The sequence below is a fragment of the Marichromatium purpuratum 984 genome (assembly GCF_000224005.2).
Taxonomy (GTDB): Bacteria; Pseudomonadota; Gammaproteobacteria; order Chromatiales; family Chromatiaceae; genus Marichromatium; species Marichromatium purpuratum.
Genome location: NZ_CP007031.1, coordinates 668634 through 694760, shown reverse-complemented (window position 1 = coordinate 694760; position 26127 = coordinate 668634). Strand labels below are relative to the sequence as shown.

22 protein-coding genes are annotated in these 26127 nt (G+C 68.6%); 6 read left to right on the top strand and 16 right to left on the bottom strand.

From position 1 onward, the window contains the following. Positions 1 to 209 precede the first annotated feature (209 nt). From MARPU_RS03145 to rlmH, 5 genes are all read right to left on the bottom strand, one after another. On the bottom strand, positions 210 to 1040 hold the full coding sequence (locus tag MARPU_RS03145) for a carbon-nitrogen hydrolase family protein (RefSeq protein ID WP_005224860.1): 831 nt from the start codon (positions 1038 to 1040) through the stop codon (positions 210 to 212). A gap of 148 nt (positions 1041 to 1188) precedes the next feature. Beyond that, positions 1189 to 5034 carry a YhdP family protein gene (locus tag MARPU_RS03140; protein WP_084015128.1) on the bottom strand — a complete coding sequence of 1282 codons (3846 nt, stop codon included), beginning with the start codon at positions 5032 to 5034 and terminating at the stop codon, positions 1189 to 1191. 106 nt (positions 5035 to 5140) lie between these two features. Then, positions 5141 to 6595 (bottom strand): ribonuclease G, encoded by a 1455-nt coding sequence (rng, locus tag MARPU_RS03135; protein ID WP_005224862.1) that lies wholly within the window; start codon positions 6593 to 6595, stop codon positions 5141 to 5143. Positions 6596 to 6731: 136 nt separating this feature from the next. Beyond that, positions 6732 to 7376: a Maf family protein gene (locus MARPU_RS03130; RefSeq protein ID WP_232229490.1), complete on the bottom strand. Its 645-nt coding sequence runs from the start codon at positions 7374 to 7376 to the stop codon at positions 6732 to 6734. Then, entirely contained in the window at positions 7348 to 7821 is a 474-nt protein-coding gene (gene rlmH, locus MARPU_RS03125) for a 23S rRNA (pseudouridine(1915)-N(3))-methyltransferase RlmH (protein ID WP_005224864.1), read from the bottom strand. The genes MARPU_RS03130 and rlmH overlap by 29 nt, the downstream gene beginning before the upstream one ends. A 426-nt stretch (positions 7822 to 8247) precedes the next feature. Here rlmH and MARPU_RS03120 point away from each other — a divergent pair, with 426 nt between their 5' ends. After that, a complete protein-coding gene (locus MARPU_RS03120) occupies positions 8248 to 10509 on the top strand; it encodes an NADP-dependent malic enzyme (RefSeq protein ID WP_005224865.1) in 2262 nt (753 codons plus the stop codon). Between the two features lie 496 nt (positions 10510 to 11005). Here MARPU_RS03120 and MARPU_RS03115 read toward each other — a convergent pair whose 3' ends face one another. Then, the gene (locus tag MARPU_RS03115) at positions 11006 to 11554 is read right to left on the bottom strand and encodes a hypothetical protein (RefSeq protein WP_005224866.1); all 549 of its coding nucleotides are present in this window, start codon (positions 11552 to 11554) and stop codon (positions 11006 to 11008) included. 172 nt (positions 11555 to 11726) lie between these two features. Between MARPU_RS03115 and MARPU_RS03110 the strand changes: the two genes are divergently transcribed. Continuing rightward, complete coding sequence (locus tag MARPU_RS03110; RefSeq protein WP_005224867.1) at positions 11727 to 13262, top strand: AmpG family muropeptide MFS transporter; 1536 nt, start codon at positions 11727 to 11729, stop codon at positions 13260 to 13262. A 21-nt stretch (positions 13263 to 13283) separates the two neighbouring features. Here the strand turns inward: MARPU_RS03110 and MARPU_RS03105 are convergent, their stop codons facing one another. Next, complete coding sequence (locus tag MARPU_RS03105) at positions 13284 to 13847, bottom strand: hypothetical protein (RefSeq protein WP_005224868.1); 564 nt, start codon at positions 13845 to 13847, stop codon at positions 13284 to 13286. Positions 13848 to 14144: 297 nt separating this feature from the next. On the opposite strand from MARPU_RS03105, the gene MARPU_RS03100 reads away from it, so the two are divergent. Continuing rightward, a complete protein-coding gene (locus MARPU_RS03100) occupies positions 14145 to 14930 on the top strand; it encodes a hypothetical protein (protein WP_025275083.1) in 786 nt (261 codons plus the stop codon). Positions 14931 to 14958: 28 nt separating this feature from the next. After that, positions 14959 to 17154, top strand: coding sequence for a sodium-translocating pyrophosphatase (locus tag MARPU_RS03095; RefSeq protein WP_005224870.1), 2196 nt, complete (start codon positions 14959 to 14961; stop codon positions 17152 to 17154). A 42-nt stretch (positions 17155 to 17196) separates the two neighbouring features. Here the strand turns inward: MARPU_RS03095 and MARPU_RS03090 are convergent, their stop codons facing one another. The 9 genes from MARPU_RS03090 to nifH all read right to left on the bottom strand — a co-directional run bounded on the left by MARPU_RS03090 (position 17197) and on the right by nifH (position 24380). Continuing rightward, entirely contained in the window at positions 17197 to 17496 is a 300-nt protein-coding gene (locus tag MARPU_RS03090; protein ID WP_223806118.1) for a hypothetical protein, read from the bottom strand. A gap of 168 nt (positions 17497 to 17664) precedes the next feature. Beyond that, a complete protein-coding gene (locus tag MARPU_RS03085) occupies positions 17665 to 18609 on the bottom strand; it encodes a hypothetical protein (RefSeq protein WP_005224872.1) in 945 nt (314 codons plus the stop codon). A gap of 46 nt (positions 18610 to 18655) precedes the next feature. After that, on the bottom strand, positions 18656 to 18919 hold the full coding sequence (locus MARPU_RS03080) for a DUF6129 family protein (RefSeq protein WP_005224873.1): 264 nt from the start codon (positions 18917 to 18919) through the stop codon (positions 18656 to 18658). After that, complete coding sequence (locus MARPU_RS03075; RefSeq protein ID WP_005224874.1) at positions 18916 to 19602, bottom strand: dinitrogenase iron-molybdenum cofactor biosynthesis protein; 687 nt, start codon at positions 19600 to 19602, stop codon at positions 18916 to 18918. The genes MARPU_RS03080 and MARPU_RS03075 overlap by 4 nt, the downstream gene beginning before the upstream one ends. 62 nt (positions 19603 to 19664) lie before the next feature. Next, positions 19665 to 19865, bottom strand: coding sequence for a 4Fe-4S binding protein (locus MARPU_RS03070; RefSeq protein WP_005224875.1), 201 nt, complete (start codon positions 19863 to 19865; stop codon positions 19665 to 19667). A 24-nt stretch (positions 19866 to 19889) separates the two neighbouring features. Continuing rightward, complete coding sequence (gene nifT / locus MARPU_RS03065; RefSeq protein ID WP_005224876.1) at positions 19890 to 20108, bottom strand: putative nitrogen fixation protein NifT; 219 nt, start codon at positions 20106 to 20108, stop codon at positions 19890 to 19892. An 89-nt stretch (positions 20109 to 20197) separates the two neighbouring features. After that, positions 20198 to 21769: a nitrogenase molybdenum-iron protein subunit beta gene (gene nifK / locus MARPU_RS03060; RefSeq protein ID WP_005224877.1), complete on the bottom strand. Its 1572-nt coding sequence runs from the start codon at positions 21767 to 21769 to the stop codon at positions 20198 to 20200. Positions 21770 to 21901: 132 nt separating this feature from the next. Continuing rightward, complete coding sequence (nifD, locus tag MARPU_RS03055) at positions 21902 to 23383, bottom strand: nitrogenase molybdenum-iron protein alpha chain (protein ID WP_005224878.1); 1482 nt, start codon at positions 23381 to 23383, stop codon at positions 21902 to 21904. Positions 23384 to 23498: 115 nt separating this feature from the next. Further along, positions 23499 to 24380, bottom strand: coding sequence for a nitrogenase iron protein (nifH, locus tag MARPU_RS03050; protein ID WP_005224879.1), 882 nt, complete (start codon positions 24378 to 24380; stop codon positions 23499 to 23501). Between the two features lie 179 nt (positions 24381 to 24559). On the opposite strand from nifH, the gene MARPU_RS03045 reads away from it, so the two are divergent. Further along, positions 24560 to 25411 carry an NAD(+)--dinitrogen-reductase ADP-D-ribosyltransferase gene (locus tag MARPU_RS03045; protein ID WP_005224880.1) on the top strand — a complete coding sequence of 284 codons (852 nt, stop codon included), beginning with the start codon at positions 24560 to 24562 and terminating at the stop codon, positions 25409 to 25411. Between the two features lie 94 nt (positions 25412 to 25505). After that, positions 25506 to 26084 carry a L,D-transpeptidase gene (locus MARPU_RS03040; protein WP_005224881.1) on the top strand — a complete coding sequence of 193 codons (579 nt, stop codon included), beginning with the start codon at positions 25506 to 25508 and terminating at the stop codon, positions 26082 to 26084. Positions 26085 to 26127: the final 43 nt, after the last annotated feature.

Sequence of the window (26127 nt, the reverse complement as noted above, 5' to 3'; positions counted from 1 at the left end):
ACTCCTGGGGAGCATCTCCCCGACCGTGACCGGCCGAGGGGTGAACTGGCGGGCCCGAAATGGACGTGGGACGAGGCAGCTTCAGCGCAGCGCCGTGCGACCGCTCCCCGCCCCCCTCGGCACGAGCAGGGACTGCTGGGACCCGGGGGGGATGCTCCCCCCGGAGCGGGTCCGCCGGCGGCGGACCCCTTTGCGATCTAGCTGAGGCTTCAGCCGTGACATTTCAAACGACGGTGCTCGATGGTCGGGAAATTGCGACGCACCGACTCGAGGAACTCCTCGTCGACCGGGCAGCAGATGCTGCCGGCCCCGCGCGGCACCTGCGCCAGCACCGAGCCCCAGGGGTCGACGATCATGGTGTGACCATGGGTCTCGCGCCCATTGATGTGGAAACCACCCTGGGCGGCGGCAACCACATAGACCAGGTTCTCGATGGCGCGTGCGCGCACCAGGGTCTCCCAGTGCGCCTTGCCGGTGATCGCGGTGAAGGCCGAGGGCACCACCAGGATCTCCACCCCGCGATCGAGCATCTTGCGGAACATCTCCGGGAAGCGCAGATCGTAGCACACCGCCACGCCGAGCCGTCCCAGCGGACTGTCGATCACCACCACCTCGTCACCGGCCTCGATCGCGGCCGACTCGTGATAGCGCTCCTCGACCTCGGGCAGACTGACGTCGAACAGATGGATCTTGTCGTAACGCGCCACCCGCTGGCCCTGGTCGTCATAGACCATGCACGCGGCGCGGACCTTGGACGAGTCCTCGGCCACCATCGGGATGGTGCCACCGACCAGCCACACGCCGTACTGCTTGGCCACCCGCGCGAGGAAGGCCTGCAGCGGCCCCTCGCCGTCCTCTTCGCGGAGGGTGAGTTGATCCTGGTCGCGCTTGCCCATGAAGGCGAAGTTCTCGGGCAGCACCACCAGCTGGGCGCCGCCCTCGGCCGCCTCCTTGATCAAGCGCTCGGCCTCGAACAGGTTCGCGCTCACGTTGGGGCCGGTCGCCATCTGCACCGCCCCGACCTTGGGTTTCGCATTCATCGTCTGCACCGCCTCGCCGGTTTGGTCGGCCCGCGACCTCGCCGATCTCCGCCTTTGCGCCCGAACAGCCATCCGCCGATGGCGGCGACTGCGTACCTATCGGAAAGATACCATCCCCCCGGGCGAGCCGAAACCGCCGACCGTGCGCTCACTCGAGAAACAGGTTCACCGGCTCGTCACGACTCGGCGCCTCGTCCTCGGCGACGGACTGCACCAGCTGCGGGTCCCAGCCCAGCGGCGTCACCCGCGGCTCGGTCCAGGGACCGCTGACCCGATATTGATAGCGCCCCAGCCGATCGATGGCGTTCCCCGCCACCCGGTCGACCAGATAGACCGCGGCGCCGACCACAGGACCGCCGGCCACGGCGCTGGCCAGGGCGACGCTGGAGCCGAGCTTGGGCTCGAGCACCACGGTCTGATCGAAGCGCCGCTCGACCAGGTCGGTCAGTCCACCGATGATCAGCCGGCTCGAGGGACCGACCACCTCGAAGCGATCGCTGCCGGCCTGACCATCGGCGAGCAGCAGTCGCCCCTGCATCCGCTCGAAGGCGAAGCCCTGGGCATAGAGATCGCTGAAGTCGAGCGCCAGACGGCGGCTGATCGCCCCCAGGTTGAGGAAGCCGAGCACGCGTCCCACCCCGGGCTCGAGTTCGAGCAGACGCCCGGCGCCGATGTCGACATCGATCCAGCCGTGGGTGCGCGCCAACGCGTAGTCACCCGGCGCGCCCGGCCAGTCGAGTTCGGCATGGGCGTCGACCGGTGCGCCCTCGAGCACGCTGCGATAGCCGAGCCGGCGCAACAACTCACCGAGATCGCCCGACTCCAGCGCCAGGGTGACCCGGCTGTGACCGCCGCCGGGGCCGTCGCGCCAGTTCGCCGAGCCGCTCAGCGCGAGCCGCTCGCCATCGCTCAGACGCAGCCGGGGGATGCCGATGCCGGCGGCGCTCGGCCGCAGCTCCAGGGCCAGCCGACCGAGCCCCTCGCCGCCCCAGCGCAGATCGCTGACGGCGAGATCGAGCGCCGGCCAGTCGCCCGGCGCGCGCGCCGCGCCCCCGGCGCCACCACCGCTGGCGAGCAGGGCGTCGAGTTCGAGCCGATCGAGATCGAGTCGCAGCGGCGCGCCGGGCGCACCCGGCGCAGTGGGCAGCACCATCTGCCCGGCCAGCTCGCGGCTGTCGAATCCCAAGCGCCAACCGCGCGCCTCGGGCGCCAGCGCAAACGTGGCACGATGCAGCCGCAGCGCGCCGAGACGCGCCTCCTCGGCGGCGACCTCGACCCCGACGAGCGGTGTGGCACCCGCGCCGCCACCCGGGCGCCGACGCGCCCAGGTCGACCAGGCATCGAGATCGAGCCGCTTCACCCGGCCGTCGATGAACAGCCCGTCGCGCCCCGGCCGGGGCGCGGCGCCGTCGAGACGCAGATGGCCGCGCTCGAGCCGCGCCGGGGCCAGCCCCAGGGCGAGATTGACGCCGAGCGAGCCGACCCGACCAGCGACGTCGAGGCGCTGGTCGGGCACCAGGGTGCCGGCGAGGTCGAGCCGCCGCCGACCCTCGGCGCGCTTGCCGAGCGGCGCCGGCAGCGCCAGCGCCAGCCCCTCGAGGCCGCTCTCCAGCTGCCAGTCGAGCCGGGGGGCGGAGGCGCCCAGCTCGGCGTGAGCCAGCCCCAGCGTCAGGCGCCAGTCGAGTTCGCCGTCGAGGCTCGACCACAGCGGCGCGGGCAACTGCGCGGCCAGGGTCTCGACCGGGGTGCGCGAGGCGGCCTCGAGCACCACCCGCTCGGGCTCGGTGCGCAGCGCCAGTTGCAGCGACCGCCCCCAGAGTCGGGCGGTCATCGACTCGGCGGCGACCCCCTGGGTGTCGAAGGAGAGCACGCCATCGAGACCGACCAGTCGCAGCGGGGTCTCGGTCAGGCGCAGCGCGGCATCGTCCTCGGGCCAGGTCAGGCGCCCGCTGAGCGTCAGCGGCTGCTCGCGCTTGAGCGGCAACCCGATATCGAGCGCCAGGTGCGAGTCACCGCTCGCCTCGAGCCGCGCGGCCAGGGCGCCGAGGCGCGTGCGCAACGGGCTCTCGCGCAACACCCGCACGCCGTCGGCGAAGGGGCCGTCGGCCTCGGCATGGATCTCCAGCACCCGGCTGTCGCGCAGGTCGGGAAGCCGCGCCCAGCCGGCGCCGACGTCGCTGTCGAGGACGCGCGCCCGGTCGAGACGCACGCTCATGCCCTGGTTGAGAAAGCGCAGCTCGCCGCTGGCCCCCTCCAACGGGGGATAGCCGGGGAGATAGTCGAGCCGGGTGTCGGCATAGTCGAGGCGCAGCTCGAAGCGCCCCTCCTGAGCGCGGAAGGGGTAGGCGGCCAGCGGACCGCGAAACAGCACCTCGGCCTCGGGCACCCGACCGGCGACGATGGCGCGCTCCAGCCAGGCGACCAGACGCGGGTGCATCTGCCCGACCGGGAGATAGCTGCGGGTCTGGGCGGCGTCGCCGTCGTGGAAGCGCGCGCGCAGATCGAGCAGCGGGCTGGCGCCGTCGCCGGGCAGGTGGAGACTGAAACGCGCATCACCGGCGAGATCGGCGGTGGCCAGTTTGAGCGACTCGGCCGCCAGCTGCCAGCCGTCATCGGCATGGTGCCAGCGCAGCGTGCCGTCGAGTCGGGAGAAGGCCAGCGGGCGATCGAACAGCGGCGCCAGATCGAGCGCGAAACGGCGCGGCGCGAGCGCCAGCCGCCCGCCGTCCTGGTCGACGCTCAGCGTCCCGTCGAGCCCGCTGAGACCGGGCCAGTGTCCGTGACGATCGAGACCGATCCCGGCGAGCCGGGCGTCGAGACGCCAGCGCGGTGGCGCATCGACCGGCAGCGCCACCTCCAGGGTACAGGCGTCGAGCCGGCCGCGCGGGGCGCTGGCCAGGAGCCCGGCGAGCGCATCGGGCAAGGGCCGCGGACTGGCGCGCAGCAAGGTGCCGAGCGCGGCGAGATCGAGGGTGCGGGACTCGGCGACGAGCGCGCGCGCGCGCCCTCTGGGATCGAGATCGAGCGCGAGGTCGCCGATCGCCACCGTGCCGCCCGCGGCCCCGACGAGATCGAGGTCGGCCAACCGTAGCTGCCAGCCGTGACGATCCGGACGCAGCCGTGCCAACGCTCGTGCCCGGCGCAACACCGGCTCGCCCTCGGCGCTGGCCAGCCCGTCGAGGGCCAGCGCCAGGCTGGCGCCGGCCAGCCGGCCGGGCACCAGCTCGACCCACAGCTCAACCTCGCCAGCGGTGAGCCGGGGCAACGCCTGCCCCGCCCATTGCGTCGGCAGCGCCTCCAGCCGTGAGGCCGCCACCCGCGCCACGACGTGCCCCCACCAGCGCGCCGGTTCGCGCAGCGGTCCGTGCAGCCGGGCGCGCGCCTCGATGTGCCCGGCGAGCGCCGGCACGGCAGCGGCGAGCGCCACCCGACGACCACGCCAGCCGTTGTCCAGGGTCAGCGTCAGCCCGTCGAGGTGCAGCGGCCCGGACAGCCGCGGATCGTGATAGTCGAGATCGATGTCGGTGAGCGTCACCCGACCCCGCTCGAGCAGTCGCACCAGCCCCTCGGGGTCGCCGCCGCCGAGGCCATCGAGCGCCGGCAGAGACAGCCGCCCGGCACCATCGCGCACCAAGACCAACTGGCCACCGGCGAGCCCCAGTCCGGCGAGTCGGGGGGCGCCGGCACGCAGCGAGTCGAGCGGCGCAAACTCGATCGCCAGGGTGTCGAGTCGCAGCGGCGCCGCCGCGTCCGGGGCGCGCAGCACCAGGCCATCGAGCGCCAGATAGGGACGCAGCCCGACCAGCCCGGCACGCAGCCGCTCGGCCTCCAGCTCGACGCCGAGCGCGGCGGCGACCGAGCGCAGCAATGGCTGGCGATAGTGATCGATCAGCGCGAGCCCAACGCGAACGCCGGTGAGCGCGAGCGCGCACACCACCAGCACGACGAGCATGGACCTGGACAGGAGCGCGGACGGACGACGGATCGAGGACATGGGCAGTGCTTCGCGGCTGGCGTGAACGGATGGCGGAGCGCCGCGACCGGGGACCGGTCCGCAAGACCTGGTCGAGCGCCCCGGGGGTGTTCCCCGGGGCGCCCGGTCAGATCAGCACCACGTCGTATTGTTCCTGAGTATAGAGCGCCTCGGCCTGGAGCCGGATCGGCCGACCGATGAACTCCTCGAGTTCGGCCAGGTGTGCCGACTCCTCGTCGAGCAGCCGGTCGACCACTTCCTGGGAGGCGAGCACCAGTAGGCTCTCGACGTCGAACTGACGCGACTCGCGCATGATCTCGCGGAAGATCTCGTAGCAGGTGGTCTCGGCGGTCTTGATCGAGCCGCGACCGCCACAGCAGGGACAGGGCTCACAGAGCACGTGCTCGAGCGACTCGCGGGTACGCTTGCGGGTCATCTCCACCAGCCCGAGCGAGGAGACCTCGGTGATGTGGGTCTTGGCGTGGTCGCGCGCCAGACACTTCTCGAGGGCACGCAACACCTGTCGCTTGTGCTCCTCCTCGGTCATGTCGATGAAGTCGATGATGATGATGCCGCCGAGGTTGCGCAGACGCAACTGCCGGCAGATCGCCTGGGCCGCCTCGAGATTGGTCTTGAAGATGGTCTCCTCGAGATTGCGATGACCGACGAAGGCGCCGGTGTTGACGTCGATGGTGGTCATCGCCTCGGTCTGGTCGATCACCAGATGACCGCCGGATTTGAGACTGACCTTGCGCTGCAGCGCCTTGCGAATCTCGTCCTCGACGCCGTAGAGATCGAACAGCGGGCGTTCGCCCTGATAGAGGTCGATACGGTTCTTGATCTCGGGAATGTACTTGGCGGTGAAGGGAACCGCCTTGTCGACCATCGCGCGCGAGTCGATGCGCACCCGCTCGACGTCCGGGGTGACCAGATCGCGCAACGCGCGCAGCGCCAGCGGCAGGTCCTCGTGGATCAGACCATCGCCGGAGGCATTGGCGCAGCGCTCCTTGACCCCGCGCCAGAGTCGATCGAGGAAACCCATGTCGCGCACCAGCAGATGCTCGTCGACGCCCTCGGCGGCGGTGCGGGCGATGAACCCGCCCTGCCCGTCGTGGTCATCGACAAAGGCCTGGAGGATATCGCGCAGGCGCCGCCGCTCGTCCTCGTCGTAGATCTTCTGCGACACGCCGATGCCGCCGAGAGCGGGCATGCACACCAGATAGCGCGAGGCGACCGAGATGTTGGTGGTCAACCGCGCACCCTTGGTGCCGAGCGGGTCCTTGACCACTTGGACGACGATCGGATCGCCCTCGACCACCAGCGCCTGGATATGCTCGCTCAAGGGTTCGCCGCTGGGGCCGACGATGTCGGATGCGTGCAGGAAGGCGGCGCGCTCCAGACCGATCTCGACGAAGGCCGCCTGCATCCCCGGCAGCACCCGGCAGACCCGGCCCTTGTAGATATTGCCCACCAGGCCGCAGCGCTCGGCGCGCTCGATGATGATCTCCTGCACCACGCCGTTCTCGACCACGGCGACACGGGTCTCGGGTGGCGTGACATTGATCAGGATCTCTTCGCTCACGGGAGGTTCTCACTTATGGATTTGGATATGGAGATGGGGGCGCCCGCGCCTGGTGGCACGCGCGCGAAAACCATGAGGCGACGCTCGCGCCGCGACCGGCGGCGCGAGCGGTTCACCGCGTGAAGCTGTGGACGGATCAGTCCCGATCGGGTGGCGGCGCGCCGAGCACCGGAATCCCGGCCTCGGCCAGCAGCGTCGCAGTCTCGAACAGCGGCAGCCCCATCACCCCCGAGTAGCTGCCCGCGATCGCGGCGACGAACACCGCGCCGAGCCCCTGGATGGCATAGCCGCCGGCCTTGTCACGGGGCTCACCGGTCGCCCAGTAGCGCGCGGCCTCAGCGGGCGCGACCCGGCGAAAGCGCACCCGGGTCTCGCTGAGACGCAGCGACTCGCCGGCGGCGCCGACCAGGGCCACTGCGGTGAGCACCCGATGTTCGCGACCGGAGAGCCGTTCCATCATCTCCAGCGCGTCGGCGCGATCGCGCGGCTTGCCGAGGATGCAAGCGTCGACCACCACTGCGGTGTCGGCGGCGAGCACCAGGGCATCGGCGCGCGCGGCGACCCGCGCCCAGCCGGCTCGCCCCTTGTCGCCGGTGACTCGGCGCACATAGTCGCCGGGGGCCTCGCCGGGACGGACGGTCTCGTCGACCTCGGCATCAAGGCGCGTGAAGCGCACGCCGATCTGCTCGAGCAGTTCGGCGCGTCGGGGCGAGCGCGAGGCGAGATGGAGGCGCGGTGCGGCGGCGTCCATCTCAGTCGCCACGGTGGTAGGGGTGGCCATGCATCAGCGACCAGGCGCGATAGAGCTGCTCGGCCAGGATCACCCGGACCAGAGGATGCGGGAAGGTGAGGCGCGAGAGCGACCAGGACTGCTCGGCGCGGGCCAGACAGCGCTGATCGAGTCCGTCCGGGCCTCCAACCAGCAGGGCGCGATCGCGACCGTCGGCGAGCCAGCCCTCGAGCGCCTGGGCGAGACGCTCGGTGCTCCAGGGCTGACCACCACCGTCGAGCGCGATCACCGCCGCGCCCTTGGGCACCGCCTTGAGGATACGCTCGGCCTCCTCGGCCTTGTAGCGCGCCACGCTGCCGTTCTTGACCCGGCGCGCCGGCTCGACCTCCTGGAGCTGCAGGGCACACTCCGGGGGCAGGCGCCTGGCGTACTCGGCATAGCCCTGCTCGACCCAACCGGGCATGCGGCGCCCCACGCTGATCAGCTGAATCCGCATCCGCTCCCTACCCGTCTCGCGCCCATCGTCTTTCCTCGGATCTCGTCCATTCTCCAGAGGCGTCAGCGACCCCACCCCGGGGCCGTGCACCGCATCGCAACCGATGATGATAGCCGCCTGCCCCCCTCGACCGCCAACCGCACTGATGCCGACTCGCTGCCCACCCCCTCCAACAGGTATACTGGTGTGTCGCAGCGAGCGTGATCGGGCGTACGCACGGGCGAGACGCCCGCTGCACCGCGACCGATGCGCGCCTCCCCGATCCATGACGTCCGGCGCCGCGTCCCCCGTCCCCGAGCCCACCACGATACCGGCCTGCGACGCGCCGAGCGCACGCACTCGCTGTGTCACGCCATGAGCAGCGGGGATCGACCCCGCCACGAGAGAGACTGCGGCGCGACCGCAAACCACCATTCGGAGACCCCGATGTCGGAAGAATTCGACCAGAGCGCACTCGAGTACCACCGTTACCCCAAGCCCGGCAAGCTGGAGATCAAGGCCACCAAGCCGCTGGCCAACCAGCGCGACCTGGCACTGGCCTACTCGCCCGGCGTGGCCGCGGCCTGTCGCGAGATCACCAAGGACGAGCTGGCCGCCTCCGAGGTCACCGCGCGCGGCAATCTGGTGGCGGTGATCAGCAACGGCACCGCGGTGCTCGGACTCGGCGCCATCGGCGGTCTGGCCTCCAAGCCGGTGATGGAAGGCAAGGCGGTGCTGTTCAAGCAGTTCGCTGACATCGACGTGTTCGACATCGAGGTCGATGAGCGCGACCCCGAGGCCTTCATCGAGACCGTCGCCCGCCTCGAGCCGACCTTCGGCGGCATCAACCTCGAGGACATCAAGGCCCCGGACTGCTTCATCATCGAGAAGGCGCTCAAGGAGCGCATGGGCATCCCGGTGTTCCACGACGACCAGCACGGCACCGCGATCGTGGTCTGCGCGGCCATCCTCAACGGCCTGCGGGTGATCGGCAAGGACATCAGCAAGGTGCGCCTGGTCACCGCCGGCGCCGGCGCCGCGGCACTGGCCTGTGTCGACCTGCTGGTGACCCTCGGCCTGCCCAAGGAGAACATCACCCTCACCGACATCGCCGGCGTCGTCCGCGAGGGTCGCACCGAGGAGATGGACCCCTACAAGGGTCGCTATGCCAAGGTCACCGAACAGCGCACCCTGGCCGAGGCGATCGAGGGCGCCGACATCTTCCTCGGGCTCTCGGCCGCCGGCGTGCTCAAACCGGAGTGGCTGGGCAAGATGGCCGAGTCGCCGATCATCATGGCGCTGGCCAACCCGGTCCCCGAGATCATGCCCGATCTGGCCCGCGAGGCGCGCCCGGACGCGATCATCGCCACCGGCCGCTCGGACTACCCCAACCAGGTCAACAACGTCCTCTGCTTCCCCTTCATCTTCCGCGGCGCGCTCGACTGCGGCGCCAGCGAGATCAACGAGGCGATGAAGGCCGCCTGCGTGCGCGCCATCGCCGACCTGGCGATGGCCGAACCCTCGGACATCGTGCGCGCGGCCTACGGCGGCCACCAGCTCAGCTTCGGTCCCGAGTACCTGATCCCCAAGCCGTTCGATCCGCGACTGATGGAGCACCTCGCCCCGGCGGTGGCGCGCGCGGCGATGGAGAGCGGCGTGGCCACCCGGCCGATCGTCGATCTCGAGGCCTATCGCCGCGACCTGCATGCGCGCTCGCACCGCACCGGCATCGCCATGAAGCCGGTGTTCGATCAGGCGCGCATCGCCCCCAAGCGGGTGGTCTTCGCCGAGGGCGAGGAGGATCGGGTGCTGCAGGCCGCGCAGCAGGCGGTAGCCGAGGGCATCGCCCGACCGCTGCTGATCGGTCGTCCCGAGGTGATCGGCGCGCGCATCGAAGCCCTCGGCCTGAGCATGCGTCCCGAGCAGGACTTCGAGGTGGTGGTGCCCTGCGAGAACCCGAACTTCGAGAACCACTGGCAGGCGGTCTACGACCGGGTGCAGCGACGTGGCTATGCCCCCGACGAGACCCGTGAGTACATCCGCAACGACCCCACGGTGCTGGCCGCGGCCATGGTCCGCTGCGGTGACGCCGACGCCATGATCTGCGGCGTGGTCGGGCGCTATGCTCGTCACCTGCGTCATGTCGAGGAGGTCATCGGCACCGCCGCGGGCGTCACCCACCTCACCGCGATGAACGCCGTGGTGCTGGAGAAGGGGCCGCTGTTCATCGCCGACACCTATGTCCAGGCCGACCCCGACGCCGAGCAGCTCGCCGAGATCACCCGGCTGTGCGCGGCCGAGGTCGAGCGCTTCGGCCTCACCCCCAAGGTCGCGCTGCTGTCGCACTCGAACTTCGGCAGCCACAACTCGCCCTCGGCGCAGAAGATGCACAACGCGCTGCAACTGCTGCGCGAGCAGGCCCCCGAACTCGAGGTCGAGGGCGAGATGCACGCCAACCTCGCCCTCGACCCCGAGGGCCGACTGGCACGCTTCCCCAACTCGCGCCTGACCGGTGCGGCCAACCTGCTGATCATGCCCAACCAGGACGCCGCCAACATCGCCTTCAACCTGCTGCGGATGCGCGACGAGGGCGCCTCGCTCGGTCCGATCCTGCTCGGCTCGGCGCACGTCGCCCACATCGCCACCCCCAGCACCACGGTGCGCGGGCTGCTCAACATGACCGCGCTGGCCGCCGTGCAGGCCGGCTGACCCGCCACGCTGCCGACAGAAGCTGTCAGCTGACAGCTTCTGTCAGTCCCGCCTGTTCGCCGCGACACTGTCGCGGCATCCCCCCGCGGATTCCCGCACCCCATAAAACCGCATAAAATTCAAAGCACAAGAAAAAACCACGTCTCTAGCGAAAAGCGTGGCATGCCTCATGCATTTATTGAGATCGAGGCAAGGCCCCGAAGGACGCACAGATCGGCGCCATACGCCCGAAACAAAGAGAAGCCGGCCGCACCGGCTCGTGAGGTCGCACAGACCGGTAGACACGGGACGGATTGCGAAGCCGGACAGTTCCCGGCGTCACGATCCCAGGGTCGGCCGGACAGGATCAAACGTCGGCGCGCTCACTCCCCCCGGGCCCCGACGTCCCTGACCGCGCAGCGAAAGGAACTGAGCATCCCCGGGGAACGCGGCACTCCTCCTCGCGTCTCCCCAAGGTTGGCCATCGTGATCCGTGGCGGCGGATCCGATGGCCTTTTTATGCGTGCTCCATCTCACCCGTACCGACTTCGAGCCGATGGCGTTGCCAGACCAGGGTCACCACGATGGCCACCACCACGGCGAGCACGGCGACCGCCACCGCGGCATCGTCGAGAAAGGCGATCGCCACCGCGCTCAGCATCAGCACGCCCCCGACCCCGGCCATGCGCAGATGCCCATAGATCCCGGCGAGCAGCGCCGAGAAGCCGAGCAACAGCACCATCATCAGCCCCATCACCGCGTTGTCGAACACCGCCTGGAGCTGCGGCAGATAGAGCAGTCGCACCAGTACGAACAGCGCCGCCCAGTGCGCCAGGGTACGCACCACGAAGGCGGTACGCGCACCCGAGTCGGACTCGAAACCGTCCCAGCCGACCCAGAGCGCAAGCGCCCCGAACAGCGGGATCAGCACCTGCCAGTAGAGCAACGCGGTCCCCGGGGCCAGATTGGTCAGCCCAACCCCGATGATGACCGCGACATAGAGCACCACATAGGGCCACTCGGCCAGTAACAGACGACGCAGACTGCCTGCAGCGGGACTCGACACGATGCCACCTCCTGTCAGCACGAATGGCGCCCGGCCACAGCGCCGGACGCGACTGCTGCCCCAAGGGTAGTAGGTCGGAGCCAGGCCTGCCGACACGACGTGGGCTTGCGCCAGACCCATTGATCCCGCTAGCGTAACCGCACGCCACCGCCCCAACCCGACCGGATCCCGGATGCCCCAAGCCGACGGCCAGACCGCCACCGACTGGCGACAGACCCTGCTCGCCCTGTTCGAGCGTCGCGTGATCGCGATGCTCTTCCTCGGCTTCTCGGCCGGGTTGCCGCTGCTGCTGATCTTCTCCTCGCTGTCGCTGTGGCTGCGCGAGGCCGGGATCGAGCGCAGCGCGGTGACCTTCTTCAGTTGGGCCGCGCTCGGTTATTCGTTCAAGTTCGTCTGGGCACCGCTGGTCGACCGCCTGCCGCTCCCCCTGCTCACCCAGGCGCTCGGACGCCGCCGCGGCTGGCTGCTGCTCGCCCAACTCGGGGTCGCCGGAGCGATCATGCTGATGGCCCTCACCGACCCCGCCGGTGGCGAGTCGGCGCTCGCGCGCATGGCACTGGCCGCCACCCTGCTCGGGCTGACCGCAGCCACCCAGGACATCGTCATCGACGCCCTGCGTATCGAGTCGGCCCCGCCCCGACTGCAGGCGCTGATGTCCTCGACCTATATCGCCGGCTACCGTGTCGGCATGGTGGTCTCCGGGGCCGGCGCGCTCTATCTCGCCGCCTGGTTCGGCTCGACGGCCGAGGCCTATAGCTATAGCGCTTGGCGCGACACCTACCTGGTGATGGCCGCCACCCTCGGCGTCGGGCTCATCACCACCCTGCTGATGCGCGAGCCCGAGACCGGACAACGGCTCGCGCGCCCCTATCCGGGGCGTGACTATCTGCATCTGGTGATGGTGTTCGTGGTGGTGGCGGCGAGCTTCGTCGGCGCCTTTTTCCTCGGCGCGCCGCTGTTCGCCGCGCCCGCCGGCGATGCGCTGCTGCGCTTCGCGCTGGAGGTGACCCATCTCGCTGCGGCCATCGCCGTGGCGGCGACGCTCGGCTGGGCGCTGGTGCGCCTCGGCCTGCTCGAGCGGCGGCTGGCGCGCGAGACCTGGATCGAGCCGGTGGCCGACTTCTTCTCGCGCTACGGGCTGCGCACCGCGCTGCTGCTGCTCGCGCTGATCGGGCTCTACCGGATCTCGGACATCGTCCTCGGGGTGATCGCCAACGTCTTCTATCAGGACATCGGCTTCACCAAGCCGCAGATCGCCGCGGCGGTGAAGACCTTCGGGGTGCTGGTGAGCATCCTCGGCGGACTGCTCGGCGGCATCCTCGCCACCCGCTTCGGGGTGATGCGCATCCTGCTGCTCGGCGCCCTGCTCTCGGCCCTCACCAATCTGGTGTTCGTACTGCTGGCCCATGCCGGCAACGAGCCGCTGCTGCTCTATCTCGCGGTCAGCGCCGACAACCTCGCCGCCGGGCTGGCCAGCGCGGCCTTCGTCGCCTTTCTCTCGAGCCTCACCAGCATCTCCTTCACTGCGGTGCAGTACGCTATCTTCAGCTCCTTGATGACGCTGCTGCCCAAGGTCCTCGGCGGCTACTCCGGTTCGCTGGTCGACGGCCTCGGCTATCCCGGCTTCTTCGTCTTCACCACCCTCATCGGTATCCCGGTGGTGGCCCTGGTGTGGCGGGCCGGACGGCTGTTGCGCGACGCGCCCTGAGCCGCCCGCCCCGCCCGGGGATCAGACCGCGCCCCAGGTGGTGCGCTTGGCCTCGGTCTTGGTCGCGAGCATGGTCTCCAGGTCGCGGCTCGGCAGCTCCGGCCGGTAGTCGGCCAGGGCCTCGAACACCCGGATCACCTTGTCCTCGCCGGAGAGCCCCTTGAGGTCCTGCTTGTCGAGATAGCAGCACTCGGTGAGCGCGCTCCACACCACCCCGTCGCTGTGCTGGATCAGCACATAGGAATGGCCCTGGATCTCGACCTCGGCGCTCTCGGCGAGGTTGTCGATGAAGAGCACCGGACGACACTCCGGGGCCAGTGCCGAATGGAAGCGCGCGACGAACTCGGGCAGCTCGTCGATGCTCGCGAAGTTGCCCACCACCATCTGCAGCTGGCTCTCGTCGCCGACCATCACCGCCTGCTTGAGCACCGCCTTGGGTGGGGTGCGCTTGCCGGTCGAGGCCTTGAGTTCACCCTCGAGCACCACGAACTCGCCGCGAAAGACCTGCAGGCCCTCGCGGCTCGGTGCGCCGAACAGGGTCTTGAGCCAGAACCGTTCCTGTTGTTGATAGCTATCGAGCAACATTGATCAGGATCTCCACAAAGGACAGGGAATCAGGGTGCGTCCGTCGGGGTGGGAATCTCACAGTGATGTCGGTTTTGCCACCAAGAGGTTCTGAGCCAATCTGCGTTCTGGTGACACAACCGCTTGCCGATCAAGGAAATACCCACCCGACGGAAGCACGGGTTCGACCCCACGACGGGGTCGCAGTCGAGGGTTAGCAAGAACGAGGCCCACTCCGAGGTCGTCATCGCGCTGATCTATAGTGACAGTGATGTGCCGGCATTACCGACCGACACCACCGCCAAGGCGAGGCTCCGCATGTCCGATCCTCAGCACCTCTACCTGTCCCTGATCCCGCAGGCGCTGATCGCCTCGATGCTCGACCCCGAGGCGTTCGGCAGCTATTACTCGATCGGCGCCAAGGTCCATGTCCAGGGCGAGTCGATCTTCTTCGAGGTCGACCCCGGGTTCCGTGACGCCGACCTGCCCTTCGAGCTGATCGAGGCGCGTTGCGTGCGCACCCCCGAGGGCGCGCTCAAGCGCTCGGTCTATCTCGCCATCTATCGGGTGCTCGAACGCATCCCGGTCGCCGCCCTCGGCAACCTCCATCTGGTCACCAACGACGGCAAGACCCTGACCCTGGAGCGCGCACCCTACCAGCCCCACCCCGAGCCACGCTCGCACCTCTACCAGGAGTTCAGCCCGGTCACCCCGCTGGTCGCCAGCCGGCTCGAACCGCACGACTTCTGCGACTTCATCACCGACCCGGACAACCCGGTGCACGTCCCCCGGGTGGTGTTCTCCGAGCTGCGTCTCGGGGCGCTGGCCACCGATCCCGAGCACGGCGCGGCCGACGACCTGCCCTATCCCAACCTCGCCCATCTGCGCGACGTCCTGGTCGAACTCAACAGCGACGCCACCACCAAGTCGAGCAAGCTGGTGCTGCGCCAGGTCAAGGCCGGGGTGCTCTATCGCATGGTGCACAACGGTTTCTATGTCGGCGATCAGCAGGACTTTGCCTATTACCCCTTCCCCGATCACGAGCAGCTCGAGGACCAGTACCGCGACTGGTGGCGCTCGGCCCAGCTCGGTCCGCTCGAATGATCCGCAACACCCGTCAGGGAGACACCCGATGAACGAGATCGCCTTCTGGATCGCCCCCGTCGCCGCGCTCACCGCACTGGTGGTCGCGACGCGTTTCTTCCGCGAGATGCTCGCCGAGGACCAGGGCAGCGCGCGCATGCGCGAGATCGGCGACCATGTCCGCCACGGCGCCATGGCCTATCTGCGCCAGCAGTACCGGCTGATGCTGCTGGTGTTCGCGCTGCTCACCGCGCTGTTCGCGCTGCTCTCCTACGGGTTCGGACTGCAGAGCACCTGGCTGCCGGCGACCTTCGTCTGCGGCGGGCTGTTCTCGGCGCTGGCCGGCTACATCGGCATGCAGACGGCCACCCGCGCGGCCACCCGCACCGCCGCCGCGGCACGGACCTCGCTGCCCCAGGCGCTGCGTATCGCCTTTCGCAGCGGCGCGGTGATGGGGCTGGTGGTGGTCGGGCTCGGACTCGGCAACATCGTCGTCTGGTTCGCCCTCGCCGACTGGCTGCTACCGGCCGGCGAGGACGCCGGGGTGCGCATGGTGCTGGTCACCACCACGGTGCTGACCTTCGGCATGGGCGCCTCGATGCAGGCGCTGTTCGCCCGGGTCGGCGGCGGCATCTTCACCAAGGCCGCCGATGTCGGCGCCGATCTGGTCGGCAAGGTCGAGAGCGGCATCCCCGAAGACGATCCGCGCAACCCGGCGGTGATCGCCGACAACGTCGGCGACAACGTCGGTGACGTCGCCGGCATGGGCGCCGACCTGTTCGAGTCCTACTGCGGTTCGATCCTCGCCGCCTGCGCCCTCGGCGCCGCGGCCTATGTCGGCGACCCGACGCACCAGATCAAGGCGGTGGTGGCGCCGATTGCCATCGCCGGGCTCGGCGTGCTGTTGTCGATCCTCGGCGTCTTCCTGGTGCGCACCCGCGAGGGCGCCGACCAGCGCGCCCTGCTCGGCGCGCTCTCGCGCGGGGTCAACGCCGCCGCGGCGCTGATCGTCGTCGCCAGCGCGCTGCTGTTGTGGGCGCTCGGCGTCGCCAACCCCTGGGGGATCTGGGGCGCGGTGGTCAGCGGACTGCTCACCGGCATCGTCGTCGGTCGCGCCACCGAGTACTACACCTCACCGAGCTATGCGCCGACGCTGCACATCGCCCAGCAGGCCGAAGGCGGACCAGCGACGGCGATCATCGCCGGCATCGGGGTGGGGATGCTGTCGACGGCGGTACCCATCCTCGCCGTCGGCGCCGGCACCCTGGTCGCCTTCCTCTGCGCCTCGGGCTTCGACCCTGGGGCGCTCAACCAGGGGCTCTACGGCGTGGCGATCGCCGCGGTGGGGATGCTCTCGACACTCGGCATCACCCTGGCGAGCGATGCCTACGGCCCGATCGCCGACAACGCCGGCGGCAACGCCGAGATGAGCGGTCTCGGCCCCGAGGTCCGCGCCCGCACCGACGCCCTCGACGCCCTCGGCAACACCACTGCCGCCACCGGCAAGGGCTTCGCCATCGGCTCGGCGGCGCTCACCGCGCTGGCGCTGATCGCCTCCTATGTCGAGGTGGTGCGCATCGAGCTGATCCGCACCGGGGTCGCCACCCTCGAACTCGGTCACGAGGTGGTGGTCGCCACCGCCGGGGCGACCCTCGCCGACTTCATGACCTATTTCGACGTCACCCTGCTCAACCCCGCGGTGCTGGTGGCGGTGCTGCTCGGGGCGATGGTCGCCTTCGTCTTCAGCGGGCTGACGGTGCAGGCGGTGGGCCGCGCTGCCGGACTGATGGTCGAGGAGGTGCGCCGTCAGTTCCGCGCCGACCCCGGCATCCTCGCCGGCACCTCGGAGCCGGACTACGAACGCTGCGTGGCGATCTCGACGCTCGGCGCCCAGCGCGAGATGCTGGTGCCGGCGCTGATCGCGGTGAGCGCGCCGGTGGCGGTGAGTCTGCTGCTGGGGGTGGCGGGGGTGATCGGGCTGCTGGTCGGTGGGCTGTCGAGCGGCTTCGTGCTGGCGGTGTTCCTGTCGAACTCGGGCGGCGCCTGGGACAACGCCAAGAAGCACATCGAGGCCGGTCACCACGGCGGCAAGAACTCACGCGCCCATCGCGCCTCGGTGATCGGCGATACCGTCGGCGATCCCTTCAAGGACACCTCGGGGCCGAGCCTCAACATCCTGGTCAAGCTGATGAGCGTGGTGGCCATCGTGATGGCAGGGGTGAGCACCAGCCACAGCCTGTTGTGAGCGGCGGGACGCCCGGCCCGAGGGGGGCCGGGCGGGGTCGGTCTAGATGTGGGTCGAGAGCGGAGCCTCGTGGGCCAGCGGCTCGCCCAGCTCGTCCCAGCTGAACAGGTTGAAGGCGCGATGACCGTTGTGATCGAGCACCCGCAGGTCGTCGGTCTCGGTAAAACCGTTGGTGACCTTGCGGAAGTGGCCGCCATAACGCTGTTCGGCCAACTCCAGCGGGATCTCATAGGCGAGAAACTTGGGGATCCCCTTGTTGTTGAGCCGCTCGAGCAGCTTCGGATTCTCGATCGAGTCGTAAGAGGTCAGGATCACGATCGGGCCGTTTCCGGTCAGAAGCATGGCGCATTTCATAACCAACTCCCCTGGTTGACCGCCCGCGCAGGCGCGGTGCGGTAATGAAGGCAGGACTGCCTGTCGGGTCGGCATGCGCAAACCGGCATGCCTCCGTGGCCCGATTCTAGCACCGCCTCAAAACCTCGGGGCCGCAGTCGATCGCAAACCTGCGGGTCAGACACCATACGGATCTCGATACCAGTCACGCAGCACTTGCAGGTCGCGCGCCGGCAGATAGTCGTAGGCGCCCATCAGATCGGCATGCACCGCCTCGACCAGCTGGTGCGACACCCGCGGGCTGGTCAGCATGTGGAAGTACCAGGCGAAGGGATAGCCCAGGCGACGGTCGAAGGCGTGGAGCTGGTTGGCCAGCGCCGTACCGCGCATGCCCTCGCCGACGGTCAGCGGCGGGGCGGCGGCGCAGGCCGCCACCGGTCGGGCGCTGCCGCGTCCTCCGCCATCGCGCACCGCGACAATCCAATGGTGACAGAGCTGCGCCTGTTCACCGGCGGAGCTGCGCGCCCAGTCGGCGAAGAAGCGACGCAACCCGGTGTCGTGCTCCTCCAGGGTGTCGAGACGCAGCAACCGTCGGAACACCAGTCGCGGCGCCCCCACCGGCTCGGGCTCGACCCTGGGGACATCGACCGGGTCGATGAACTCGCCGAGCCCCTCCGGGAACCAGTCGGGATCGGTCAGCGGGCGCTCGAGCACCTCCTGAAGCTCCTCGACCTCGATCTGGATGGCGGCATCGGGGCTGTGCCCGGTGGCGACGGTCAGGTAATGGGTGCAGCCCTCGATCCGGGTGGCGAACAGACGCCCCTGCGGCAGCTCGTCGAGCATCTGCTCCAGATCACCGCCGGCGGCGGCGAGCGCCGCCTCGGCCCAGGGGCGGATCTGTTCGGCCACCCGCTCACCGTCGAGATCGACCACGCCGCCGAGCCGATACCAGCCGCCGCGGGTGAGGACGTGGCGCAGCGGCCAGGCCGGGAACAGCCGTTGGAGTGTCGTGACCAGGGACCCGATCCCGCCCTCGGGCGGACAGTCCTGACAGTGCCGTGCGACGGCGAGTTCGAGTTCGGCGACAGGCGGGTGGACGGTGGTGCTGGCGATCATCGTCATCGGACTGGACTCGATTCGGTGACAGGAGCACGGGCCGGCCCCCGGCTCATGCGTGGGTGGCGAGCAGCAGCCCGCTGGCCTCAGCCGGATCATCGGTCAGGGTGGCGCACCCCGAGGCGCCGGCGCCGACCAGATAGAGGCTCACCCCGGGCAGCTCGCGATAGGGCTCGCGGACGCCGACCTCATCCTCCAGACAGAGGGTGAAGTGCAGCTCGTCGAAACTCTCGCGCAACGCCTGCACGGTCTGCGCGTTGGCACCGATGCGCGAGACCACGGCGGAGACCTGCTCGATCCGCTCGGGCGCGATCATGTCGCGACCCCGCTCCGGGCGCCCGCCTGCCCCATGGCCTTGGCCAGCCACGGCGGGACATGCCCGGCGAGAACGCCCTGCAGCTCGCGCAGGTGCGCGCGCGCCTCGCCGCCATCGACGACGCGGATCGGATGGACGTCGACCTTGACCACCTTGGCCGCCGCCGGCCCCCCGATCGAGGCGACGTAGAGCAGCTGACAGTCGGCGATCAGACCGGCGCGATAGCTGTTGCGATCGTCCTCGGCCTGGCTGTCGTCGATCTCACGGACCTCGATCAGCCGTATCGCCTCGGCCGAGACCTGATAGACCAGGAAGCGTCGCGCCGCGCCGAAATGGCCGTCGAGCTGCTCACCCGAGTCCGAGGTGCAGGCGACCCGGATCGAATCCGGCAACTCACCCTCGAGATAGGGTTCAGGCAGCGGCGGCGGCTGGGTCTCGCCGGCCTCGCCCTTGAGGATGGCGAGCGCGTCCCTGAGACGCTCGGGCTCGAGGTCGGCGAGCGCACCGTCAGCACCCTGGCGCAGATCGCGCAATCGCAGACGATCGAGCTTGTCGGCGGTCGGTGGCAGTCCCAGGGTGGTCTCGAGCACGCGCAGCAGACGCGCGACATCGATCTCGGGGAGGATGCGGGCGGCGAGCCCGATGCGCAGCGCGATGTCGTCGGAGAGTGGTACGGCGGTCATGAGGGTGACTCCCTGGTGTTGGCGGGACCCGTCCCAGCGCATCGGGACGGGCCGGATCCGGCTCAGGCCGGGACGATGCAGTCCTCTTCCATGCAGGCGTCGAGACACTGCGGCATCCCCGGTTCGCCCTCGCCATCGCACTCGGTACAGGTGGCGGCGTCGATCCGGTAGACCCCCTTCCAGGGGCTGATCGACTGGTTCGGGCAGGCCTGCTGGCAGTCGCCGCAGGCGGTGCACAGGTCGCGCTGGATTTGATAGGCCATGATTGGGTACCTCCTCAGGGCGGTTCAGTCGTCCACGCGGCGAAAGCGCAGCGTCGTGGGGAAGCTCGGCGGCGGGCTGATCGGGTCGATGTACCAGCGCGAGCCGTCGGTCAGCGCCACCTCCCCACCCCAGCGCTCGGCGCTGTCCTGCTCGACCGAGGCGATGGTCTCCTCCATGTCCTTCTTGGCGACATAGAAGAGCAGCGCCCCGGTTTCGTTCTTGCGGATCATCACGTTAGGCATGGGTATCTCGACTGTCGTTTGCCTAAAGGTTCGCGGCTACGGCGGCCAGCCACCGGCCTCCAGCTGGTGGCTGATGGCTGGTGGCGCCCCTAGCGCACCAGGTCGTAGTTGAAGTCGGTCACGCCCATCTCGCGCGTCTCCTCGTCGAGACGCTCGAGCACCGCGTTGACCAGGGTGGTGAGGATGTACATCGCGCCCTCGTAGCCCATGGTGGTCATGCGGTGGAGGTGGTGACGGTCGAAGATCGGGAAGCCGATGCGGATCAGCGGCACCTCGGCATCCTTGCCCTTGTGCAGGGTGTCGCGCTGGATGAATTTGCCGTAGCTGTTACCGATCAGGAAATCGGGCTTGTCGGTGAAGCACAGCGAACGCAGGTGCCAGAGGTCGTGGTTGACGTAGACCTTGCCGGAGGCGCCGTAGGGCGACTCGGCGAGCAGCTTCTCGACGGCCTTCTTCCAGCGCTTGTTGGCGTGGCTGCAGAGGATGTGGGTCGGCTCGGCGCCCAGCTCCATGAGGAACTGGGTCATGCCCATGACGAAGTCGGCGTCGCCGTAGAGCGCGAACTTCTTGCCGTGCAGCCAGGTGTGGCTGTCGGTCATCATGTCGACCAGGCGACCGCGTTCGCGGGTCAGCGACTCGGGGATCGGCTTGCCGGTGAGCTCGGAGATCTTCATCAGGAAGTCGTCGGTCCACGCCAGCCCCATCGGGATGTTGAGTGCCGGGACATCGTGCTTCCAGGTCTGCTGGGTGAACTTCTTGGTCTTGACCAGCTGCCAGGGCTGCAGCAACAGGGTGTCGACGGCGTTGGGCGCATCCTTGACCTCGGCGATCGAGGTTCCCCCCTCGTACATCCGGAACTCACCGTCGGCCGGGGTATCGAGCACCTCGGCGGGATCGCACAGCAGGCTGTAGTCGACCCCCATCTCATCCATCATCCGGTGCATCACCCGGTAGTTGCCGAGATAGGTCTCGAAGCCCGGCACCAGGTTGATCTTGCCGTTGGAGCCGACCGTCTTGTCCTCCATCGCGTTGAGGGTGAAGTAGCGCTGGATCCCCTCGAACATGTTGTCCCAGCCGGTGGTATGGCTGCCGACGAAGCTCGGGGTGTGGGCGAAGGGCACCGGGAAATCCTCGGGGACGTGACCTTCCTTGCGCGCGTTGCCGATGAAGGCGTTGAGATCGTCACCGATGACCTCTGCCATGCAGGTGGTGGAGACGGCGATCATCTCCGGCTTGTAGAGCGCACGGGCGTTCTCCAGTCCGTCGAACATGTTCTTCTGGCCGCCGAACACCGCCGCGTCCTCGGTCATCGAGTCCGAGACACAGGCCACCGGCTCCTTGAAGTGACGGTTGAAGTAGGTGCGGAAGTAGGCCACGCAGCCCTGCGAGCCGTGCACATAGGGCAGCGTCTTCTCGAAGCCGAGCGAGCAGAGCACCGCACCGAGCGGCTGACAGGCCTTGGCCGGGTTGATGGTCAGCGCCTCGCGCTTGAAGTTGAGTTCCTGGTACTCCGCGGTGGTGGTCCAGGTAAAGGTCTCCTCGATCTTCTCCGGCGAGGCGACCTCCTCGACGGTCTCGCGCTTGTTGGCGAGGCTCTCGACATAGTCCGCGTCACGGAACAGCGGGTAACAGGGCTTGATGTTGTCGACGGTCTGGCTCATGGCTTGTGCTCCTGCCGCGCCGCAAATCCGCGGACGACGGCATCTAGGTCTAGGGCTGTCTGCCGTCAGCCTCCAGCCACCAGCCCGGGCGGGCTGGTCGCTGGCGGCTGACCGCTGGGGACTAACGGATCATCAGGCGCTGGCGGCGGTCGCCTCGGTCTCGGCCGCGGCCGGCTTGAGCCAGGGGGCCTGCATGCTGCTCCAGCAGGGGTTGTTGACGGTCATGTCCATGTCGCGGGCGAAGATGGCAAAGCCGTCGTAGCCGTGATACGGCCCCGAGTAGTCCCAGGAGTGCATCTGACGGAAGGGCACGCCCATCTTCTGGAAGATGTACTTCTCCTTGATACCCGAGCCGATCAGGTCAGGCTTGACGCGCTTGACGAACTCCTCGAACTCGTAACCGGTGACGTCGTCATAGAGCAGGGTCGCGTTGTCGACTTCCTTGATGGTGCGGTCGTAGTCGTCGTTGTGGGCGAACTCGTAACCGGTGCCGACGACCTCCATGCCGAGATCCTCGTAAGCGCCGATGACGTGACGCGGACGCAACCCGCCGACATAGAGCATCACCTTCTTGCCCTCGAGACGCGGACGATACTTGGCGATCACCGCCTCGTACTCGGCCTGGTACTTCTCGATCACCTTCTCGGCGTTGGCCTGGATGGTCTCGTCGAAGAAGGCGGCGATCTTGCGCAGCGATTCGGCGATCTTGGTCGGACCGAAGAAGTTGTACTCCATCCACGGGATGCTGTACTTCTCCTCCATGTACCGACTGATGTAGTTCATCGAGCGATAGCAGTGGATCAGGTTGAGCTTGACCTTGGGGGTCAGCTCCATCTCCGGCAGGGTGCCGTCGCCCGACCACTGCGCGACCACGCGCAGCCCCATCTCCTCGAGCAGGATGCGCGAGGACCAGGCGTCGCCACCGATGTTGTAGTCACCGATGATGGCCACGTCGTAGGGCGTCGACGCGAACGCCTCGTCGTCGCGATTGCCGAGCACGTGATCGCGAATCGAGTCGTTGGCGATATGGTGACCGAGCGACTGCGACACGCCACGGAAACCCTCGCAGCGCACCGGCACCACCGGCTTGCCGTGCTCCTTGGTCTTTTTCTTGGAGACCGCCTCGATGTCGTCACCGATCAACCCGATCGGACATTCCGACTGCACGCTGATGCCCTTGACCAGGGGGAAGAGCTGCTCGATCTCGTCGATCAGCTTCTCGAGCTTCTTGTCCCCGCCGAAGACGATGTCCTTCTCCTGGAAATCGGAGGTGAAGTTCATCGTGCCGAAGGTGTTCACCCCGGTGTGGCCGGTGTAGTAGTTGCGACGCCCGGCGCGCGAATAGGCGCCACAACCAACCGGACCGTGGGAGATGTGCACCATGTCCTTGATCGGACCCCACACCACGCCCTTGGAGCCGGCGTAGGCACAGCCGCGGATGGTCATCACGCCGGGCTGCGACTTGCGGTTGGAGATGATGCACTTCTTCGACTGCTCGACCGACTGGTCGTTGGCCGCGAGATGCTTGGCGCGATCCTTCCGCGCCTTGTCGGGATAGGCCTCGAGCACCTCTTGGATGAGGGCCTTGGTCTCTTCGAGGGTCATGTTCGACATGCTGTGTCCTCTATACGGCGCCGCGGCCAATCCGCCGACGGTCGCGCGGTGAGAAACGCTGGGGGACTGGACGTCGCCGACGGCGGCGCGTCCGCGCGATGGCTCGAGACTGGGCTCAGGCCACCGCCTCGTCTGCCGCGGTCTTGCCGACGATGCTCTCGTCCTCTTCCTCGAGCACGCCGAACTCCATCAGCAGGTCCTCGAGCGCATCCATCGAGATCGGCGTCGGCACCACGAACATCTGGTTGTCGATGATCTTCTGCGCCAGCGTGCGGTACTCGTCGGCCTGGCCCGACTTGGGGTCGTACTCGATGACCGTCATGCGACGGATCTCGGCGCGCTGCACGATGTTGTCGCGGGGGACGAAGTGGATCATCTGGGTGCCGAGCTGACGGGCAAGCTCCATGATCAGCTCGTCCTCGCGGGCGGTGTTGCGGCTGTTGCAGATCAGCCCGGCGAGACGCACGCCGCCGGAACTGGCGTACTTGACGATGCCCTTGGCGATGTTGTTGGCCGCGTACATGGCCATCATCTCGCCGGAGCAGACGATGTAGATCTCCTGCGCCTTGTTCTCGCGGATCGGCATCGCGAAGCCACCGCAGACCACGTCGCCGAGCACGTCGTAGAAGACGAAGTCGAGATCCTCCTCGTAGGCGCCCTCCTCCTCGAGGAAGTTGATCGCGGTGATGACGCCGCGACCGGCGCAGCCGACGCCCGGCTCGGGGCCACCGGACTCGACGCACTTGATGTCGCCGAAGCCAACCTTGAGCACGTCCTCGAGTTCCAGATCCTCGACCGAACCGGCGTCGGCGGCCATCTGCATGATGGTCTCCTGGGCCTTGGAGTGCAGGATCAGACGGGTCGAGTCGGCCTTGGGGTCACACCCGACGATCATCACCCGCTTGCCCAGCTCGGCGAGCCCGGCGACCAGATTCTGGGTAGTGGTCGACTTACCGATACCGCCCTTGCCGTAGATGGCGCATTGCCGTGTTGCCATGGTAGGTTCCTCTCATTGGCTCGCTTGGCGAGCGTTGCACGACGTTATCCACACGGAGGCTCAAGCAGCCACCGTGCCAACATCGATAAAACGACCTACCGCATTGATTTGGCTCGATTAACCACCCCCCTCGGGCAGAGGCCGGATGGTCGTATCCACGACAAAGCCGCAGGGGCTGTATGGATAGCAACAGACAACCGACCCAGACGCCCGACCCGCCGCCACCCTCGCTCCCGGCACACGCCCGACTCACGCTCAACCGCTGCAACCTGCCGGCGGTGATCCTCGGCAGCCTCACCTACCAGCACCATCCCGTCGACCTCGAACTCGACGGCATCGCCCCGCTCCACACCCCACTGCTGCGCAACCTCGACGCCATCCCCGGTCATCGCGCACGCGCGCGTCACTTTCAGGACTACATGCGCTGGCGCTTCTTGCTCGACCTCCCCGAGGAGGCCGGGCTCACTCGAGGACGTCGCGGACGCGCCAAGGCCGACTACCAGCGCATGGTGCGCGGCTGGTCGTTCGACTCCGACGGTCGCGAGGGTGCGGTGCTCAAGCGCTGGGTGGAGAGCCGCTTCGGTCTGCTCGCGCGCCACCACGCCGGTCCGCTGCACGGACGCGGCAGCGAGACCTATCTGCGCTATGTCGCCGCCGGCACCCAGGGGCTCTACGCCACCAACGCGCTCGAGTCCCAGCTTGACCTGCTCTATACCTATGGCCAGTACGAGTTGGGACGCCGAGCCCCCGCAGACACCCACCTGCGGCTCTATCGCGGGATCAACCGCATCGACGAACACGAGGTCCTCGAGCGGGTCGGACGCCATCGCTATCGCGTACTGCTCAACAACCTCAACAGCTTCACCAGCGAGCGCGAGCGCGCCGACGAGTTCGGCGACTACATCCTCGAAACCGAGGTGCCACGCCCCAAGGTGTTCTTCTACAACCGGCTGCTCCCCGACCTACTCAAGGGCGAGGACGAGTACGTGGTGATCGGCGGGGTCTACGAGGTGCGGATCTCGGTGTTATGAGCGGCCGGGCGGCGCGGACAGGGAGGGGCGCGACGCAGATCAACCCGGCGGACGCCGGCCCCGGAGACGGGCGGACACGCCGAGGGAGCGACCCATGGAGCAGCCGAGCGACACGGCCCATCCCGCCACCGCCATGACCATCCTGCTCGCCACAGCCCTGCTCGGCAGCGGCTGCGCGGCGCCACCCGACCGCCCTGCGCCGGAACCGGCCGACGTCCCGCCCGTGACGACCGCGACCGTCACGCTCGCGGCCGAACCGCCAGCACCGATGACATCTCCAGCCACAGATCCCGGCCCACCGAGCGGACCGAGCACCGCCGCCAGGCGCGCCATCCGCATCGAGCTCGGCGAGCAGCGCTTCACCTACATCGAGGACGGCGCACCGGTGCACAGCGGCCCGATCTCATCGGGCCGCGCCGGTCATCCCACCCCACGCGGACGCTTCGCCGTGCTCGCCAAGGACGCCGACAAGGTCTCCTCGCGCTACACCAACCAGCTCGGCTGGCAGGCATGGATGCCCTACGCCATCCAGTTCCACGGTCACTACTTCCTCCACGAGGGCTGGCTGCCCGGTCATCCCGACTCTCACGGCTGCGTGCGCGTCGGCGAGCAGGATGCCCGCTTTCTCTTCGAGCGCCTGCGGCTCGGCGACCGCGTCGAGGTCGTCGACTGAGCCGGACGACAAGGCGCGCGCTCACGGTGACGGACATCGGAAC